This is a genomic window from Lentibacter sp. (genome assembly GCF_965657785.1).
Taxonomy (GTDB): domain Bacteria; phylum Pseudomonadota; class Alphaproteobacteria; order Rhodobacterales; family Rhodobacteraceae; genus Lentibacter.
Map to the genome: position 1 here is coordinate 52,918 of NZ_CBFHPP010000014.1, position 14,635 is coordinate 67,552.

Annotated in this window: 14 protein-coding genes; 4 read left to right on the forward strand and 10 right to left on the reverse strand. The window is 56.9% G+C overall.

The features are described from left to right. Positions 1–35: 35 nt before the first annotated feature. Positions 36–1,067, reverse strand: a complete 1,032-nt coding sequence (locus ACTF58_RS09640; protein WP_438991763.1) for a polyamine ABC transporter substrate-binding protein — start codon at positions 1,065–1,067, stop codon at positions 36–38. Positions 1,068–1,193: 126 nt separating this feature from the next. Here ACTF58_RS09640 and ACTF58_RS09645 point away from each other — a divergent pair, with 126 nt between their 5' ends. Next, positions 1,194–2,042 carry a MurR/RpiR family transcriptional regulator gene (locus ACTF58_RS09645; RefSeq protein WP_438991764.1) on the forward strand — a complete coding sequence of 283 codons (849 nt, stop codon included), beginning with the start codon at positions 1,194–1,196 and terminating at the stop codon, positions 2,040–2,042. Between the two features lie 140 nt (positions 2,043–2,182). Here the strand turns inward: ACTF58_RS09645 and ACTF58_RS09650 are convergent, their stop codons facing one another. The 3 genes from ACTF58_RS09650 to ACTF58_RS09660 form a co-directional block, all read right to left on the reverse strand. Further along, positions 2,183–2,392, reverse strand: coding sequence for a hypothetical protein (locus ACTF58_RS09650; protein WP_438991765.1), 210 nt, complete (start codon positions 2,390–2,392; stop codon positions 2,183–2,185). A 146-nt stretch (positions 2,393–2,538) separates the two neighbouring features. Next, complete coding sequence (locus ACTF58_RS09655) at positions 2,539–3,540, reverse strand: sterol desaturase family protein (RefSeq protein WP_438991766.1); 1,002 nt, start codon at positions 3,538–3,540, stop codon at positions 2,539–2,541. 19 nt (positions 3,541–3,559) lie between these two features. Further along, complete coding sequence (locus ACTF58_RS09660; RefSeq protein ID WP_438991767.1) at positions 3,560–4,183, reverse strand: HD domain-containing protein; 624 nt, start codon at positions 4,181–4,183, stop codon at positions 3,560–3,562. A 109-nt stretch (positions 4,184–4,292) separates the two neighbouring features. Between ACTF58_RS09660 and ACTF58_RS09665 the strand changes: the two genes are divergently transcribed. Next, entirely contained in the window at positions 4,293–5,183 is an 891-nt protein-coding gene (locus ACTF58_RS09665) for a LysR family transcriptional regulator (protein WP_438991768.1), read from the forward strand. Between the two features lie 182 nt (positions 5,184–5,365). Beyond that, complete coding sequence (locus ACTF58_RS09670; protein WP_438991769.1) at positions 5,366–5,533, forward strand: hypothetical protein; 168 nt, start codon at positions 5,366–5,368, stop codon at positions 5,531–5,533. Positions 5,534–5,916: 383 nt separating this feature from the next. Here the strand turns inward: ACTF58_RS09670 and ACTF58_RS09675 are convergent, their stop codons facing one another. The 5 genes from ACTF58_RS09675 to ACTF58_RS09695 all read right to left on the reverse strand — a co-directional run bounded on the left by ACTF58_RS09675 (position 5,917) and on the right by ACTF58_RS09695 (position 12,030). Continuing rightward, positions 5,917–9,180: an error-prone DNA polymerase gene (locus ACTF58_RS09675; RefSeq protein ID WP_438991770.1), complete on the reverse strand. Its 3,264-nt coding sequence runs from the start codon at positions 9,178–9,180 to the stop codon at positions 5,917–5,919. Beyond that, positions 9,177–10,640 carry a Y-family DNA polymerase gene (locus ACTF58_RS09680; protein ID WP_438991771.1) on the reverse strand — a complete coding sequence of 488 codons (1,464 nt, stop codon included), beginning with the start codon at positions 10,638–10,640 and terminating at the stop codon, positions 9,177–9,179. The genes ACTF58_RS09675 and ACTF58_RS09680 overlap by 4 nt, the downstream gene beginning before the upstream one ends. Next, positions 10,591–11,166: an ImuA family protein gene (locus ACTF58_RS09685; RefSeq protein ID WP_438991772.1), complete on the reverse strand. Its 576-nt coding sequence runs from the start codon at positions 11,164–11,166 to the stop codon at positions 10,591–10,593. The genes ACTF58_RS09680 and ACTF58_RS09685 overlap by 50 nt, the downstream gene beginning before the upstream one ends. Positions 11,167–11,301: 135 nt before the next feature. Beyond that, the gene (locus tag ACTF58_RS09690; RefSeq protein WP_438991773.1) at positions 11,302–11,661 is read right to left on the reverse strand and encodes a hypothetical protein; all 360 of its coding nucleotides are present in this window, start codon (positions 11,659–11,661) and stop codon (positions 11,302–11,304) included. Between the two features lie 102 nt (positions 11,662–11,763). Next, positions 11,764–12,030, reverse strand: coding sequence for a hypothetical protein (locus ACTF58_RS09695; RefSeq protein ID WP_438991774.1), 267 nt, complete (start codon positions 12,028–12,030; stop codon positions 11,764–11,766). A 103-nt stretch (positions 12,031–12,133) separates the two neighbouring features. Between ACTF58_RS09695 and ACTF58_RS09700 the strand changes: the two genes are divergently transcribed. After that, positions 12,134–13,485, forward strand: a protein-coding gene (locus ACTF58_RS09700) for an IS3 family transposase (RefSeq protein ID WP_438991775.1) whose coding sequence is annotated in 2 segments (ribosomal slippage) — positions 12,134–12,469 and positions 12,472–13,485 — 1,350 coding nt in all. Because the reading frame shifts where the segments join, the coding sequence is not laid out codon by codon here. Between the two features lie 4 nt (positions 13,486–13,489). On the opposite strand, the gene ACTF58_RS09705 is transcribed toward ACTF58_RS09700, so the two are convergent. After that, positions 13,490–14,578, reverse strand: coding sequence for a type I restriction-modification system subunit M (locus tag ACTF58_RS09705; RefSeq protein WP_438991777.1), 1,089 nt, complete (start codon positions 14,576–14,578; stop codon positions 13,490–13,492). Between the last annotated feature and the right edge of the window lie 57 nt (positions 14,579–14,635).

A 14,635-nucleotide genomic window follows, 5' to 3' on the forward strand; every position in this document is an offset into this window, starting at 1 on the left:
CAAGCGGATGATCGCTTGGCCCTCTAGGGTAGAGCTTAGTCAGCCGTGCGGATCGAGTTCCAAGCGCGGTCATACTGTTTGACGGCCGCGCCAATATCCTTGAACATCTCAAGGCGCTCCATCGTGGCTGCTGACACGTTGATGTTGGGGTTGTTCTTGATCGCATCGGGCAGCAACGCGCGGGCAGGAATATTAGCAGAACCGTTAAACTGCTGCGCTGTGTTCATGGCTGAGATTTCAGGCTTCAGGAAGAATTCCATAAATTTGCGAGCGTTTTCCTTGTTCGGGGCTGAAGCCAGCACACACATATTTTCCTGATACATCGTCGCGCCCTCGCTCGGAATGACATACTCCATACCGTCCACGTTCGTGGCCATCGCATTGAGCCCGACAAAGAACTGTCCCGCAGCAATGTCACCACTCGAGATCATTCCTGGCACTGCATAGGTGAAGGCAGAGATCGCGTCTTTGTGGCTGATAAGTGTGTCCATCGCAGCTTTGATCTCGGCTGGGTCCGAAGCGTTCACGCTGTTGCCGTTCATGATCAGGCCGACGGCCATAACCTCACGCATATCGTTGAGCATGGTGATTTTGTTGCCCGTTTTCTCTGGAATGGCAAAGAAGTCAGCCCAGCTGGTAATCTCGTCGCCAGCGGCTTCGGAGTTGTAAAATAGACCGACTGTGCCCCAGCCATAGGGCATACAGTATTCGCCGTTGGGATCGGAGGCGGCTGTCATAAACGCGGGGTCAATGTTGCCCCAATCCGCAGCTTGGTTAATGTCGGTTTTGGCGAGTAAGTCGAGTTTCACCATGATGTCCTGCATATGCACAGACGGGAACACAATGTCATAGCCTGTGGCCCCAGCCTGGATTTTGGCAAGCATTTCCTCGTTTGAGGCATAAGTATCGAGGCCAACTTCAATCCCTGTTTCTTCGGTGAATTTTTTGAGGATTTCCGGATTTATATAGTCGCCCCAGTTATAGAGGCGAAGCTCTTCTGCGGCGGCCCCGTTGGCCGTAACCGCTGCACCGAAAAGTGCGGCAATGATGCTGGTTTTTATGGTCATGAGTGTTCCCCTGATGTTTCGCTTAAGGGCTTCGCGCCCTCTTATCGGAGAAGACTTGCACAAAATGGTTTCAAAATATACAAATTGGTAAGAATGACAGAATACTGTCTTTTGTGGGGGGGGGCCATGGCAGATAACAGAGTTTCGAGCCATATTCGAAGAGCCTTACCAAGGCTGACAAAGTCGGAAGCCAAAGTCGCTCGCTACATCTTACAGAACCAACAGAAAATAAGCCTTGAGACTGGCGCATCTCTTGCGCAGGCAACCCAGCTCAGCGAGATCACCATCAGCCGCTTTCTCAACAAAGTCGGTTACCGAGGTATGCGCGCCCTCAAAGAAGACTTGAGGCTAGGCCTGCCCGAGCAAGACGTGCAAAGCCACGAGCGCCTTCATAGCCTGATGTCGTCAAGCCAAAGCGCGCTGATCAACGAGGAAAGCGCAGCCATTCTGAAACTTGCCGAGCAAGTCGCAACGCAGGAATGGCGCGACGCAACCGACCTGATCGCACAGGCAGACCGCATTTTTCTCACGGGGTTTCAGACTGTTAAAGGTGTCTCGGAAGACTTCGCCCGTCGCCTGTCCATCGTCCGGGATGCGGTGCGGTTTGTGGCTGTGCATGATGGCGGGTTGGTTGAATGGACCATGCCCTCAAAATCTATAGAACGCGGCAGCAACGTCTTGATATTGACAGATGTTACACCCTACGCGCGCGAAGCAGAGATGATCTGCAAGATCGCGACAGAGCGGGGGATAGCGATCATCGTTTTTACCGATGAGTTCAACAACTGGGCCTATGCCTACACCTCATATGTGTTTCATGTTCATACGAAAACAGGGTCGTTTCTGGAAACGACGGCGCCGTTGGTGTCTCTCATGAACTTCATGGTGCATTCAGTCGCAGAAAAGCAGCCCGACATCGTGAAAGAGCGCATCGAGAACTGGCAGGATATCACGGGGCATCTTGAGTTATTCTAACGAGCGCCACGCGCTGGTAAAACCTGTAGGGTGCGAACCAAGGGCCCAAGCTGTGGATGACTTATGCTTAGAAGAGGCCAATCATCGTCTCGCGAGTGCATTGTCATACGAAACAGCTTGCGTGCCCCAGACAGGCTCCATCAGTGGGTGCAATTCAACCTCCGCTTCGCGCCCGCTAGAGCTTTGATCACGTCATGCTCGGCGCTCGTCACAGCGTCACGTTGGCCGCTGTCCGTCTCAGCGCCCCGCACCCAAACGCGAAGCGGATCAGAAGCAAAGCCGATCTTGGGCGCAATCGATGTGAGCGCGCTTGACGGACACTCAAATTCGCCCTGATGTTTGCACACCATCCGCACAGCACCTTCGCGCACCTCCCCTCTCACCGCTACTGCGTATCGATGGCCAGACAACGGGCTGAATATCTGTTTCCACATTTGGTCTATCCCCTAACCCAGTGTCCTTACGTCTCGGGCTGGAGCACATAAGCGGCGGCTCCCTACTGACTGGACCAGATTTTGCGCCGCCGTTCCTTGACCAGTTCATTGCCGTCGGCAGACCCGTCGTGGAAGGTGCCAAACCAGCGATCCCAAGGTGTTTCCCCAGTTCCGTAATTGCAATCAAAGAACCGGTGATGAAGTTGGTGAAAGAAGTCACCAACTTCGATATCCACACCGCGTCCGAGCTTCACCTTTTCGAACCCTGCATGGGAGGTGGGCGCACCGACCCCGTGGTGAAACATCAGGAACAGGATATGGATGGGATGCGCAGGGATCAGCAGGAAGATCAACACATCGGTCATCAAGATGAAGCTCTCGACCGGATGCATTGCAAGGCCGGACCATGGGCCTGTGTTGATGTTGCGGTGGTGCCAAGAATGCACATGGCGATAAATAAACCTCATGTGCAATACGCGGTGGTGAGCGTAAAAATACAGGCCCGCATAGATCGGGATCAGCACGATAAGCACAACGAACCAAACGGGGTTGCTGTCAAACGTGATCATTGTTGCCCAGCCGTTCGCATAGGCATACCACATCAGGCATTCAAAGAATGTCCAGAAATGTAGGGCAACATAGGACCAGAATATATTGTCCCAGACCTGATTCTTGAACCAGAAAACCTTTGCGCCCTTCATCATCGGGCGCATATCATAGCGGTAGTCTTCGCCCTGTGTCGCAAACCGCCAGAGCAGCAAATGAAGCCCCCCCGCCACGCAGGTCAGCAAGATAACGTTGCGCAGCCAAACCTCGAACACCCAATCAAATTGCAGCGTTTGGGCACGCGATATTTCGGGGGTGAAGAACGACCAAACTATCACGGCTAGCGCAAGAAACATGAGCCGCGTTCCAACAGGGTTCCAGCTTTTGAGCAGATAACCCAGCGAAGCGAGCGGACGCAGCGGCCAATCCCAATAGGGCGCAAGCTGCAACGGCAACGCAGGCGTAAAATTCCAGATGCGGCGCGGGGCACGGGGCGATGTTTCGGGGCGGTCACTCATAAGGACACCTTCAAAGCGGCTAGGCAGCAGTGCGGCTGGCGGCCACGGCCGCATCTGTCAGCGGCGCACGAACGCCAGCTTGGATCACATTCGGATCATAGGGCGTGCGGGCAAACACCTCTTCGACCATGGGGGCGAAAAACGAAAGCGGCAGGTCATCATAGGCAGGGTCAAAGCTTGCCTGATCCCAGCGTTCGCAAAACACGGCACAATCATCGAAATAGGGGCTATCTTTGAACCGGTCGCGCTTGTTGGGGTCGCCGCCGACGTGATGGCCGTAATAGATCATCTGAAAGTCGCCGTGGGTCTGAACGCACCATGCGCATTGCTCGCGCACAAAAGGCCGCAAGATTGATGCTGCGTATTCATCATGGTTATAGGGAGCGTAGATATCGCCAATGTCATGGAGCAAGGTGGAGACGATCCAGTCAATATCAGCACCATCCCACCAGGCACGTGTTGCAGATTGCAGCGAATGTCCAAGCCGTGTTACCTGATAGCCCGACAGGCTCGCGTCCAACTCAACCATCGCTTTCATCAGTCTCTTGGCCGTGTCCTTGGCGTAGTCGGTCTCATGTTCGGTGAGGAATGCATATTCCTCCTTTGTGCCGTCTTTCATCTGCGTGAACGCGACTTTTTCCATTGTTTGTCTCCCACTATATTTACCGAACTATGCAGACCAATCGGCTTTACCGCGATCCTCAAAAGTGGAATACTGCAATACCTTTTTGTTATCACACGGCGGTATGGCCATGCGGCGCAAACTCCCCCCTCTCAACGCGCTTCTGGCCTTCGAGGCAGCTGCTCGGCACAGCAATTTTACCCATGCGGCGCGGGAGCTGTCTGTTGCCCAACCCGCCGTCACCCGTCATGTGGCGCGGTTAGAGGATTGGATCGGGTCGCCGCTCTTTCGCCGCAACGGTAGTGTTATCCAGCTGACCCGCGAGGGGGCCCTTTTGTCGGATATCGCGACAACTCTTCTGGACCGTCTTGAGCTTGGCATTCGGGATGTAACACGCGTCGGCAAAGACGAATTGGTCGTGGGTGCGTCCTTTGGCATTGCACATCTGTGGTTAATGCCAAAGATCAGCGCGCTGCGGATGGCGTCAGACGCCACCGTGAATTTCCTGACCGCCGATGATTATCGGGCCTTCGATGATCCGTCTGTCGATTTTTCTATCCGCTACGGAAACGGAGATTTTGGCGTGAACTGCGCAGATTTGCTATTTGGCGAAAACTGTCAGGTGATCGCTGCGCCTAAGTTTTTGGACCAGCATCCAGAGTTTGATCCAGATGCGCCACTGTCGACGCTTGACCCGCGTTTCATTTTTGATCACGGCGACCCCTATGGTGCAGGATGGGTCACTTGGCCTGTCTGGTGTGGCCTGACCGGCCAGCATCTTCCAGACCGTGGAAAGATTTCCACAATTCGCAGCTACCCAACAATGCTTGATTTGGTGAGTGCGGGCGAAGGCATAGGAATTGGAACCATGGGATTGGAGGATGATCTGGTCGCATCAGGCGCGATTGTCCGTGTTGGCACGCCAGTCGCGCGCGATGGCTTTGGATACTACCTCGTTTATCGCAAGGAGCTTCTCGACAAGCCATCGTTCGCGCGGCTTAGAGAGAGTTTACTTGGCTGATTGAAGTGGTCCTGCTTTTGAGAACAGTTTTGCGGCTTGGTTACGATGCATCAGGTGTGTGTTCATGCCGCTTTTCGTGTTTCACTTTAGCCGAAGTATGCCGCGTCTTGTGAGCGTTTGCCGAAGGCGTTGTGAGCGCCGTTCGTTGTTGTAGCACCCTATCCAGTTATAAATGATCCGTTTTGCTTGATCTCTGGCTTGCCGTATCGGGCGATTGGCTTGGAGACCATGGGCTGCTTTTGAAAGGGCCTGTGCATTACGAGGGCCTTCTGCGCGTGCCGATGATCGACAAAGGGCTGGGTGTGCCAGCGGGTAAAAAAGTCGACGCACCAGTTTGGACGCTTGTTTAATGCAACGTCCCATATAGACATTCAGGCAAGCCCAATGGACGGGGTAAACAGCCGCTCCAACAACATGAGGCCCAACCAAGCTCAGGTTGGGATGGCATAGGACCAACCTGACGACACTGTCCACATCCCTTACGACTGGGCTACGGTTTCGCACAATGTGCGAAAATCAAACGGATATATAAGAAGACCGTCAACTTGCGCGCAGTTCAGCTTCTATTAGGTCCTCCCAAAATGGACAGCACGAGACGCGATCTTGGCGTAGATCTCGAAAGAGCGCTCGCTGTCGTTGGGCGTCTCTGATGTGGGGGCTCTCTGGTCAATACCAACCACAGGCAAACTCTCTGGCCATGAATGAGCCTCTCTTGAGGTTAGGAGATGCCCCTCTAACGAAAATCGCGGCTTGGAAACAGCCGTTTGGCTTGGTCGCGCGGGTGCATGGCGCGCGCCTGTGCGCGTATGCGAGGGGCGTCGTCGGCTTGGGGTTGGGTGATGCCGATGGCGTTTTCCATCGGGTGGCCGAGCGTGCTCAGGCGGTGTGAGACGTCTTCGATGTGCTGCGCAATGAGATGCACCACGATGCCTTCGCGCTGAACCACACCCGTGACGCGCAGCAACCGCCCGCCCATGACGGCGCGGCGAAACTGTTTGTAGACCGTCTTCCACACCACCACATTTGATACGCCCGTTTCATCCTCCAGCGTCAAAAACACAACGCCCGACGCGGTGCCGGGGCGCTGCCGCGTGATCACTAAGCCGCATACAGAAATGGCGCGCCCCGCAATTGGGTCAAGGGGCACATCAGGCAAGGCCGCATGGGGCGTCATCCCCTCCATTTCGGGGCGCAAAAGCTCCATAGGGTGGGCCTTGAGCGACAGGCGCATGGCGACGTAATCCTCGACGACCTCTTCGCCCAGATGCATCGCAGGCAGGGTCACGGACGTCTCGCGTATTCCTTCGCCCTCGATCGCGTCGCTGAACAGCGGCAGCGGCTTGGGCCCGGTGATCGCCTTCACCGCCCAAAGCGCATCGCGCCGCCCCATGCCAAGCCCCGCATAGGCGTCGGCCTCGGCCAGTCGCTCTAGAGCCGCTGGCATTAGCCCCGCCCGCAACCACAACGCCTCAGGGTCGGGATAGCCGTTGCCGCGCGCAGCCACGATCCATGCGGCGTCCTCCTCGCGAAAGCCTTTGATCTGGCGAAACCCGAGCCTGAGCGCCAGTGACCCATCGGCGCGTTTTTCCAAGGTATTGTCCCACTCGCTCGCGTTTACACAAATCGGGCGCACCTCAATATGATGCTCGCGCGCATCGCGCACAATCTGCGCAGGCGCGTAGAATCCCATCGGTTGCGAATTGAGCAAAGCACAGGCGAAGGCGGCGGGATGGTGGCGCTTCAACCATGCCGACACATAGGCGAGCATAGCAAAGGCTGCGGCGTGGCTTTCGGGAAACCCGTATTCGCCAAAGCCCTCGATTTGTGAAAAACAGCTCTCCGCGAAGGCCTGATCATAACCACGCGCCACCGCGCCGCTGATAAATTGGTCGCGCAGCTGGCCGATGGTGCCCATCCGTCGAAACGTTGCCATGGAACGGCGCAGCTTGTCGGCCTCTGACGGAGAGAACCCTGCCGCGACCACGGCGATTTGCATGGCTTGCTCTTGGAACAGCGGCACGCCGAGTGTTTTGCCGAGCACCTTTTCAAGCGCGGGCGATGGAAAGGTCACGGCCTCTTTGCCTTGGCGGCGGTTGATATAGGGATGCACCATACCGCCTTGGATCGGACCGGGGCGCACGATGGCGACCTCGATCACCAGATCATAAAACACGCGCGGCTTCATGCGCGGCAGGAAGTTCATTTGCGCACGGCTCTCCACCTGAAACACCCCGATCGCATCGGCCACACATAGCATATCAAAGGTCGGTGCGTCCGCTTGTGGCACGGTCGCAATCGAGAGTTTTTCGCCCCCATGCTGTGCAATCAGATCGAAACTTTTGCGGATACAGGTGAGCATCCCGAGGCTGAGAATATCGACTTTGAGAATGCCAAGCGCGTCAATGTCGTTCTTGTCCCACTCGATAATCGTGCGGTCTTCCATGGCGGCGTTTTCAATCGGGCAGAGCGCGTCAAGCCGGCCCTTGGTGATGATAAATCCGCCGACGTGTTGGCTTAGATGGCGCGGAAATCCGATAATCTCCCCGATGAGTTTTATGGTGAGCGCGAGGCGCGGGTCGCTCATATCCAGACCCAACTCCTTGACCCGCTCAGGGTCCGCACCGTTGTTGCTCGACCCCCAGATTTGCCCCGACAGATTGGCCGTGACGTCCTTGGACAGGCCCATAACCTTGCCCACCTCCGCAATGGCGGCGCGGGAGCGGAAATGAATCACCGTGGCGCATAACCCCGCGCGGTGACGGCCATATTTGGAATAGATGTGCTGAATGACTTCTTCGCGGCGCTCATGCTCGAAATCCACATCAATATCAGGCGGCTCGCCACGGTGCTCGGACACAAACCGCTCAACCACCATGGTGATAGTCTCGGGGCTGACATCGGTGATCCCCAAGAGATAACACAGGATCGAATTGGCCGCCGAGCCGCGCCCTTGGCACAAAATTCCTTGCGCTCGAGCAAATTGCACAATGTCATGCACGGTGAGGAAATAGGCAGGAAAGTCGAGTGTTTTGACCAGAGCCAATTCCTTGTTCATTTGTGCAATCGCGGTCTGAGGCGCGCCATTTGGATAGCGGGTTATTAGCCCCTCGGCGGCCAAACGCGCCAACCGCTCTTGCGGTGGCTCGTCTCCCGTGATCTCGTCGGGATACTCGTAGCTCAACTCCGAGAGACAAAAGCTCGCCTTGGCGGCAATCTCAACCGTGCGGCGCAGGGCGGCGGGGTGGCGCGCAAACAACCGCGCCATATCCGCCTCACCTTTAAGCCGCCGTTCCGCATTGAGGAGCGCGCGGGTGCCGATCTGATCAATCGTGATGTGCTCGCGCAGACAGGTCAACACATCGGCCAACTGCCGGCGCGCCCCGTGATGCATGAGCACGTCGCCCACGGCGACCATCGGCGCGGCGGTGCGATGTGCAAGCTGTGCTATGGCATCAAAATGCGCCTGATCGCTGCCGTCATAGCGCGGGGCAGCGCCGATAAAGACATTCGAGGGGAAACATTTTTTAAGCGTGGCGATCTCGGGCGCGCTGTCGTGCAGGGCCGATTGCGGCAAGGCAATCAGGCTCATCCCCGCACCGCCTTGTGCGATGTCCCGCAGGTCGAGGTAGCACGCACCTTTAGGGGCGCGCCGTTTGCCAAGTGTAAGCAACCGCGTCAGCCGGGCATAGGCCGCGCGGTCATGGGGCAAGGCAATCCAATGCGTATCACTGTCGCGCAAGATCAACCGCGCGCCGACGATGAGCTTGGGCAGGTTCGCCGCGTCCCCATGTTCGCGGCGCAATTCCTTGAGCGCCGAAAACGCCCGCACCACACCCGCCAGTGAATTGTGATCCGTGATTGCGATGGCGGTGAGGCCAAGGGTGGCTGCGCGTGCGATCAATTCCTCAGGATGCGACGCACCGCGCAGAAAGGTGAAATTCGACGTGCAGCACAGCTCTGCATATCCGGGGTCTAGGGATGGGTTACGGGCGCTCATGAAAACTCTCCATGCACGAACCATCCAGGGTTTTGCGGCCTGTGAAACAGCCACAACCGCCGCCCCTCACGGGTCTCAACATACCAATAATCGCGCACGCCCGTGCGCCATGCCTCGTCGGGCAGCCACCATTCTGGCGAAATGCGTTCCGGCCCTGTAGAGCGCCCCATTGTAAGCGCGATGCGCCGCCAGCGAAACCGCGCGGGCGGCTGCGCTCCCGCGCCCGAAATCGGCTCGGGGGCAAAGAGTTTCAACGGGCGCGGACGCTGGCACGACCAAGCGCCATTCGGGGCGCTATAGGCGGCGGGCGCCACCTGAAAACTGCGCTCTGGGATATGGCTGTCGGCGGGTAAAAACCGCTGGATATTCTCAAGCCCGATACGGTTGCCAAGCCGCGTGATGAGATCATCTAACCCATCTGGACGTGATGCTGTGGCATTGGTGATTTGCGCATTTAACAAAGGCTCGACCTGTGTGGCCTCAAGGCGCATCTGATCAATCCCAAACCCCGCATCCACCGTGCCTATACCGCGCTCAAACAACGGCAAAATCCGCGCCGCATCGCGCATAGGGGCGGCCAGTCGCAACTCAACCTGTTGGGCGCCCTGATCGACGCGGCGCAGGGTGAGCTGTAATTGTCTCGCGCCCATATCCTGTTCTTTGAGCTTGTTACACAAGCGCGCCAATAGGCGCTCGGCACCCCTCATCACATCTGCCGTCAATCCAATCGGGTCAGGCAATGTGAGGCGCACACCATAATGCGGCAGATCGCCCAAGGGCGCGATGGCCTCATCCTGTGCGCCCATGGCCTGATCAAGGCGCAACACCACATCGGGGCCAAAACGGCGTGCAATCGTGGCACGCGGCAGCGCGAGAAGGTCGGAGACTTTGCGCAACCCAAGACGTTGCAGCGCCGTGTCGGTTTGGGCCTCAAGGCGCAATGCGGCTACAGGTAGGGTGCGGATGTCATCCGTAGCGGCGTGACCATAATGGCTGAGCGCCCACGCTGCCCCGCGCGTATTCGCCGCTGCGATATGGCCGTTCAAGCCCGCTCGCGCGAGGCGGTGGCGTATGTCGTCGAGCATCTCCGCCTCGCCGCCAAACAGATGCGCCGACCCTGCGATATTGAGCAACAACCCATCGGCACCATCAAGGCCGACCCAAGGACAATACCGTTTGCTCCACCGTGCGAGCATCTGCAAAAATCGCGCATCGGCCAGCGTGTCGGCGGGTTGGCTTTGCAGCTCGGGGCAGTAGGCGCGCGCGTCTGAGACGCCCATGCCACGGTGCAACCCCTGCGCCTCGGCGGCTTGGTTCAGGCAATAAATCCGGTCGGTGTTCTTCTCGTGATGTGTAAGCACAAAGGGGTAGTTGTCATTGGCACTAACTTGCGCGCGTGCGCGTAGAACCCTATCGCTGGGCAGCCTCGGAAACCACATTGATACGACACGTTTGCGCATCCCACTTCACATTCCACGCCTTTAGTGTTCCTGTTTTGTTCTTTATAATTTCCCATTTTTGCAGAGTCGAGTCCGCACGCGCCTTTGCATCAAAAACAGGGGCGCAATGCCAACGGGTTTGAGCGGCATTGCTGCCCATCCCCTCAGGCAGAATGCACAGCCCCATAGCACCGCCTTGTTGAGCGGCAAGCTGCAAGCGCCGCCCTTCGGTGAGGCCAATCGGCTGGCTCAGCTCCATGACCACAAGTGGAATGCGCCCAGAGCGCAGCGCCTCCTCCGCCGAGGCCAAAGCGTCACTGTGGCTTGGTGCCTGCGCAATCAAAAGCTGTTGCGGATCGAGATAGGGCGCAAAGCCCAACGGGTTCAACTGCGTCCCGTTCCATGCCTCCCGCACCCAAAGCACCGTGCCAGCCCCCGCACGACACATCCGCCCCGCAAGCGCGAAAGCAAAACCATAGGCAGACGGCCCGCAGACCTCATGGGTGCGGGTATTCATCGGCGGAAAATGAAATTCGAATGCGGTCATGGTGGGATTATACATTAACGTTGAGCAAGAGGATGAGTTTTAAGGAAATGAACACGACCTGCCTATGGGCGTCAACCGTAGCACTCGGTCCAAAGCCCGCCTTGGCTGATGGACACAGCGCGGCACACCAGCGACCTAAAAGCCAAGATCTGACCGCACAAGGACCACTGTGTTCACCCGCACTATCACACCCGCCGCGGCGGCGAAAAAGTTGAGCGGCAGCACGCCCAAGAGGCGTGACGAGATATATCCGCATTCCGCGTATGGTCCGCTCGCAGATGCCAAGCGGCGCTGACTGCTGGACAGCAGAACCACGGCCAGCATCGGGCTGATGATGTTCTCAAGGTCACAGGCCAGCCTTGAGAGAGATAAGGCACGGGCGTAGCGGCCTTCCTGAGGCAGGCACCCATCTATCTCGAAGAAAACAACGGCGGCTTTGCTGCGCGGCGGGTCATCAAAAGCGGGATGGTATTTTACAACGCCGAGCGCCCGCATTCTGCGCTTGGTCGGCAAACCTGTTCGAAACGGTGGACCCCCTTCACACCATCTGCGACGGGTGTGAGTTGCTGAGTTCACACAATCAGCCGTGTTTGCGCATTATTCATCTGTCCACTTTGAACAGCGTGGCGCTGTGCGTTCACCCACCACACTCACCTTGTCCATGTTGCAGGCACGCACCCGTCCGTTGTTGGCGTGTAAGAACCAGCCTTGTTCGCCAAACTTGGGCAGATGCCACAGCGCATCGCCGCTTTGAACACTTGGCGGGGCGAACTGGGCGTTGGCTGTACCGTTGGTGCTAGAGGATACTGCGCCAATGATCGTGCCAAGGGCTACGAGTGCCGCAGCTGTGAATACGTGTTTCATCTGGTGATTTCCTTTGGGTGTCTGACGTCAGCACCATTGGGACAGATTTGAAGATTTGAATAACGGAGGATTTCTGGTTCATCTTATCGATTAGGAGATCGAGATGACGAAGAAGCCACAGACATCGAAAGACGCCGCCGAGAAGGTGGTCAAGAACATCCGCCGCAAGACGCGCCAAACCTATTCAGCTGAAGAGAAGATCCGCATTGTTTTGGCTGGTCTGCGTGGCGAGGAAAGCATCTCGGTGTTGTGCCGCCGGGAGGGTATTGCTGAAAGCCTATATTACAGCTGGTCGAAGGAATTTCTCGAAGCTGGCAAGCGCCGGTTATCTGGCGACACGGCGCGGCAGGCCACCTCGCCTGAGGTAAAGGATTTGCGTTCTGAGTCCTTGGCCCTGAAAGAATGCGTGGCTGATCTGATCCTTGAGAACCGTCTGCTCAAAAAAAGCATAACAGGGGCTGGGGAGTTCGAGGAATGAGATACCCTGCGTCCGAGAAACTGGAGATCATCCGCACCGTGGAGGGATCGCATCTGCCGGTTAAGCAGACCCTCGACATGCTGGGCATCCCGCGCACGACATTCTATCGATGGTATGATCTCTATGTCGACGGCGGCCTGGATGGGCTGGCTGATAGGTCCCCACGCCCAGGATCTGTCTGGAACCGCATCCCTGATGCTCGTCGCGATGATCTGATCGAGTTCGCGCTGGAACATGAGGCGCTGACCACGCGGGAACTGGCCATCAAATACACCGATGAGAAGCGGTATTTTGTCTCTGAATCATCAGCTTATCGTATTCTCAAAGCTGCCGACCTCATCACCGCCCCCGATTATGTGGTGATCAAAGCGGCGGAGGAGTTCAAAGACAAAACGACGACAATCAACGAGATGTGGCAGACCGACTTCACCTACTTCAAGATCACCGGCTGGGGCTGGTATTATCTCAGCACTATTCTGGATGATTACAGCCGCTACATCATCGCTTGGAAGCTTTGCACAAACATGCGGGCCGAGGATGTGACAGACACGATCGAACTGGCGCTGGCGGCATCGGGTTGCGACCAAGCCGTCGTGCGCCACAAGCCGCGTCTTTTGAGCGATAACGGCTCCTGCTACATCTCGGGTGATTTAGCTGAATGGCTGGAAGGGCAAAGCATGAAGCATGTCCGCGGCGCGCCATTCCACCCGCAGACCCAAGGCAAGATCGAACGCTGGCATCAGACCATGAAGAACAGGGTCCTGCTGGAGAACTACTACCTCCCCGGTGATCTCGAACGCCAGATCGGCGCGTTCGTCGAGTATTACAACAATCAGCGCTACCACGAGAGCCTGAACAACGTCACACCTGCAGACGTCTACTTCGGGCGCGACAAAGCCATTCTCAGAGAAAGGGAAAAGATCAAGAAACGGACAATCCAACAACGCCGCTTGCAACATCAAAAACAAGCCGCATAATCAATCACATAAACGAACCAGAGCCTCCAATGCTCAAACCGCTATAATGTCCCATTTTATATGACGACGGACAGGAGCCGAAGAGCACGCCATCCGGCACAACAACCGCCGCGCGCCCGCCCGTGCGCAGCAGCCGCAGGAAGAGGCCCATAAACAAGAGCTCGGTCTTTTTCGTCTTCACGATCTTGAGCAGGTCCTTGGCCGTGGTGTCATAATCCAGCGATCCGGCAAAGGGGGGATTGGCGAGGATCAGGGAATAGGCGCCCGCGTCTGTGCCATGCTCTTCGGCAAGGCTGTCGCGGTAGGAGATGTCGGGGTTCTCGATCCCGTGCAGGGTCATGTTCATCGCACCGATGCGTAACATGGTGCTGTCAAAGTCAAAGCCGTGGAACATGTGATTGTGGAAGTGGTCGCGCTGCTCCGCGTTGCGCAGCATTTGCGGATGGGTCGCACGCAAGTATTCCCCCGCCTCGACCAAGAAGCCCGAAGTCCCCGCGGCGGGGTCGCAGATGGTATCGGTCGGTGTGGGTGCCATGATGTGTACCATCAGCTGGATGATATGGCGCGGCGTGCGGAACTGGCCATTGGCCCCCGCACTCGCGATCTTGCCCAGCATATACTCATAAACGTCGCCCTTGGTGTCACGGTCGTCCATCGGGATGTCGTCAAGCATCTGCACAACTTTAGCGAGCAGGTTGGGGTTGGAGAAGCCCAGCCGCGCGTCCTTCATATGGGTGCCATAGGAGGAGCCCGCCTCGCCCATTTGGCGCAGGAAGGGAAAGACATGTTCATCCACGATGCGCATCATCTCGCGCGCTTCGGAGTTTTTGAACTGGGACCAGCGCATATTGGCGTAGGGTTCCCCCTTGTCATCGCTGCCTTCGGGGAAAATACGCCGTTCCATCGGCAAGCCAAGATCCTCGGCCTTACGCTCTGCCAATGTATGCAGATCATCAAGACGTTTGATAAACATCAGAAATGTGAGCTGCTCTATGACGGATAACGGATTGGAAACCCCGCCCGACCAGAAAGCGTTCCAAATTTGATCGACTTGGGAGCGAATAGTTCCTGTGTGTCCGTCGTCATATAAAATGGGACATTATAGCGGTTTGAGCATTGGAGGCTCTGGTTCGTTTATGTGATTGATTAT

What these genes read in the sequence shown, in the direction of transcription:
- ACTF58_RS09680 (WP_438991771.1), bottom strand. Translation starts at nt 10,640, where the DNA reads ATGCGCAAACGTGTCGTATCAATGTGGTTTCCGAGGCTGCCCAGCGAT.
- ACTF58_RS09660 (WP_438991767.1), bottom strand. Translation starts at nt 4,183, where the DNA reads ATGGAAAAAGTCGCGTTCACGCAGATGAAAGACGGCACAAAGGAGGAA.
- ACTF58_RS09690 (WP_438991773.1), bottom strand. Translation starts at nt 11,661, where the DNA reads ATGCGGGCGCTCGGCGTTGTAAAATACCATCCCGCTTTTGATGACCCG.
- ACTF58_RS09665 (WP_438991768.1), top strand. Translation starts at nt 4,293, where the DNA reads ATGCGGCGCAAACTCCCCCCTCTCAACGCGCTTCTGGCCTTCGAGGCA.
- ACTF58_RS09675 (WP_438991770.1), bottom strand. Translation starts at nt 9,180, where the DNA reads ATGAGCGCCCGTAACCCATCCCTAGACCCCGGATATGCAGAGCTGTGC.
- ACTF58_RS09650 (WP_438991765.1), bottom strand. Translation starts at nt 2,392, where the DNA reads ATGGTGTGCAAACATCAGGGCGAATTTGAGTGTCCGTCAAGCGCGCTC.
- ACTF58_RS09645 (WP_438991764.1), top strand. Translation starts at nt 1,194, where the DNA reads ATGGCAGATAACAGAGTTTCGAGCCATATTCGAAGAGCCTTACCAAGG.
- ACTF58_RS09655 (WP_438991766.1), bottom strand. Translation starts at nt 3,540, where the DNA reads ATGAGTGACCGCCCCGAAACATCGCCCCGTGCCCCGCGCCGCATCTGG.
- ACTF58_RS09685 (WP_438991772.1), bottom strand. Translation starts at nt 11,166, where the DNA reads ATGACCGCATTCGAATTTCATTTTCCGCCGATGAATACCCGCACCCAT.
- ACTF58_RS09640 (WP_438991763.1), bottom strand. Translation starts at nt 1,067, where the DNA reads ATGACCATAAAAACCAGCATCATTGCCGCACTTTTCGGTGCAGCGGTT.
- ACTF58_RS09695 (WP_438991774.1), bottom strand. Translation starts at nt 12,030, where the DNA reads ATGAAACACGTATTCACAGCTGCGGCACTCGTAGCCCTTGGCACGATC.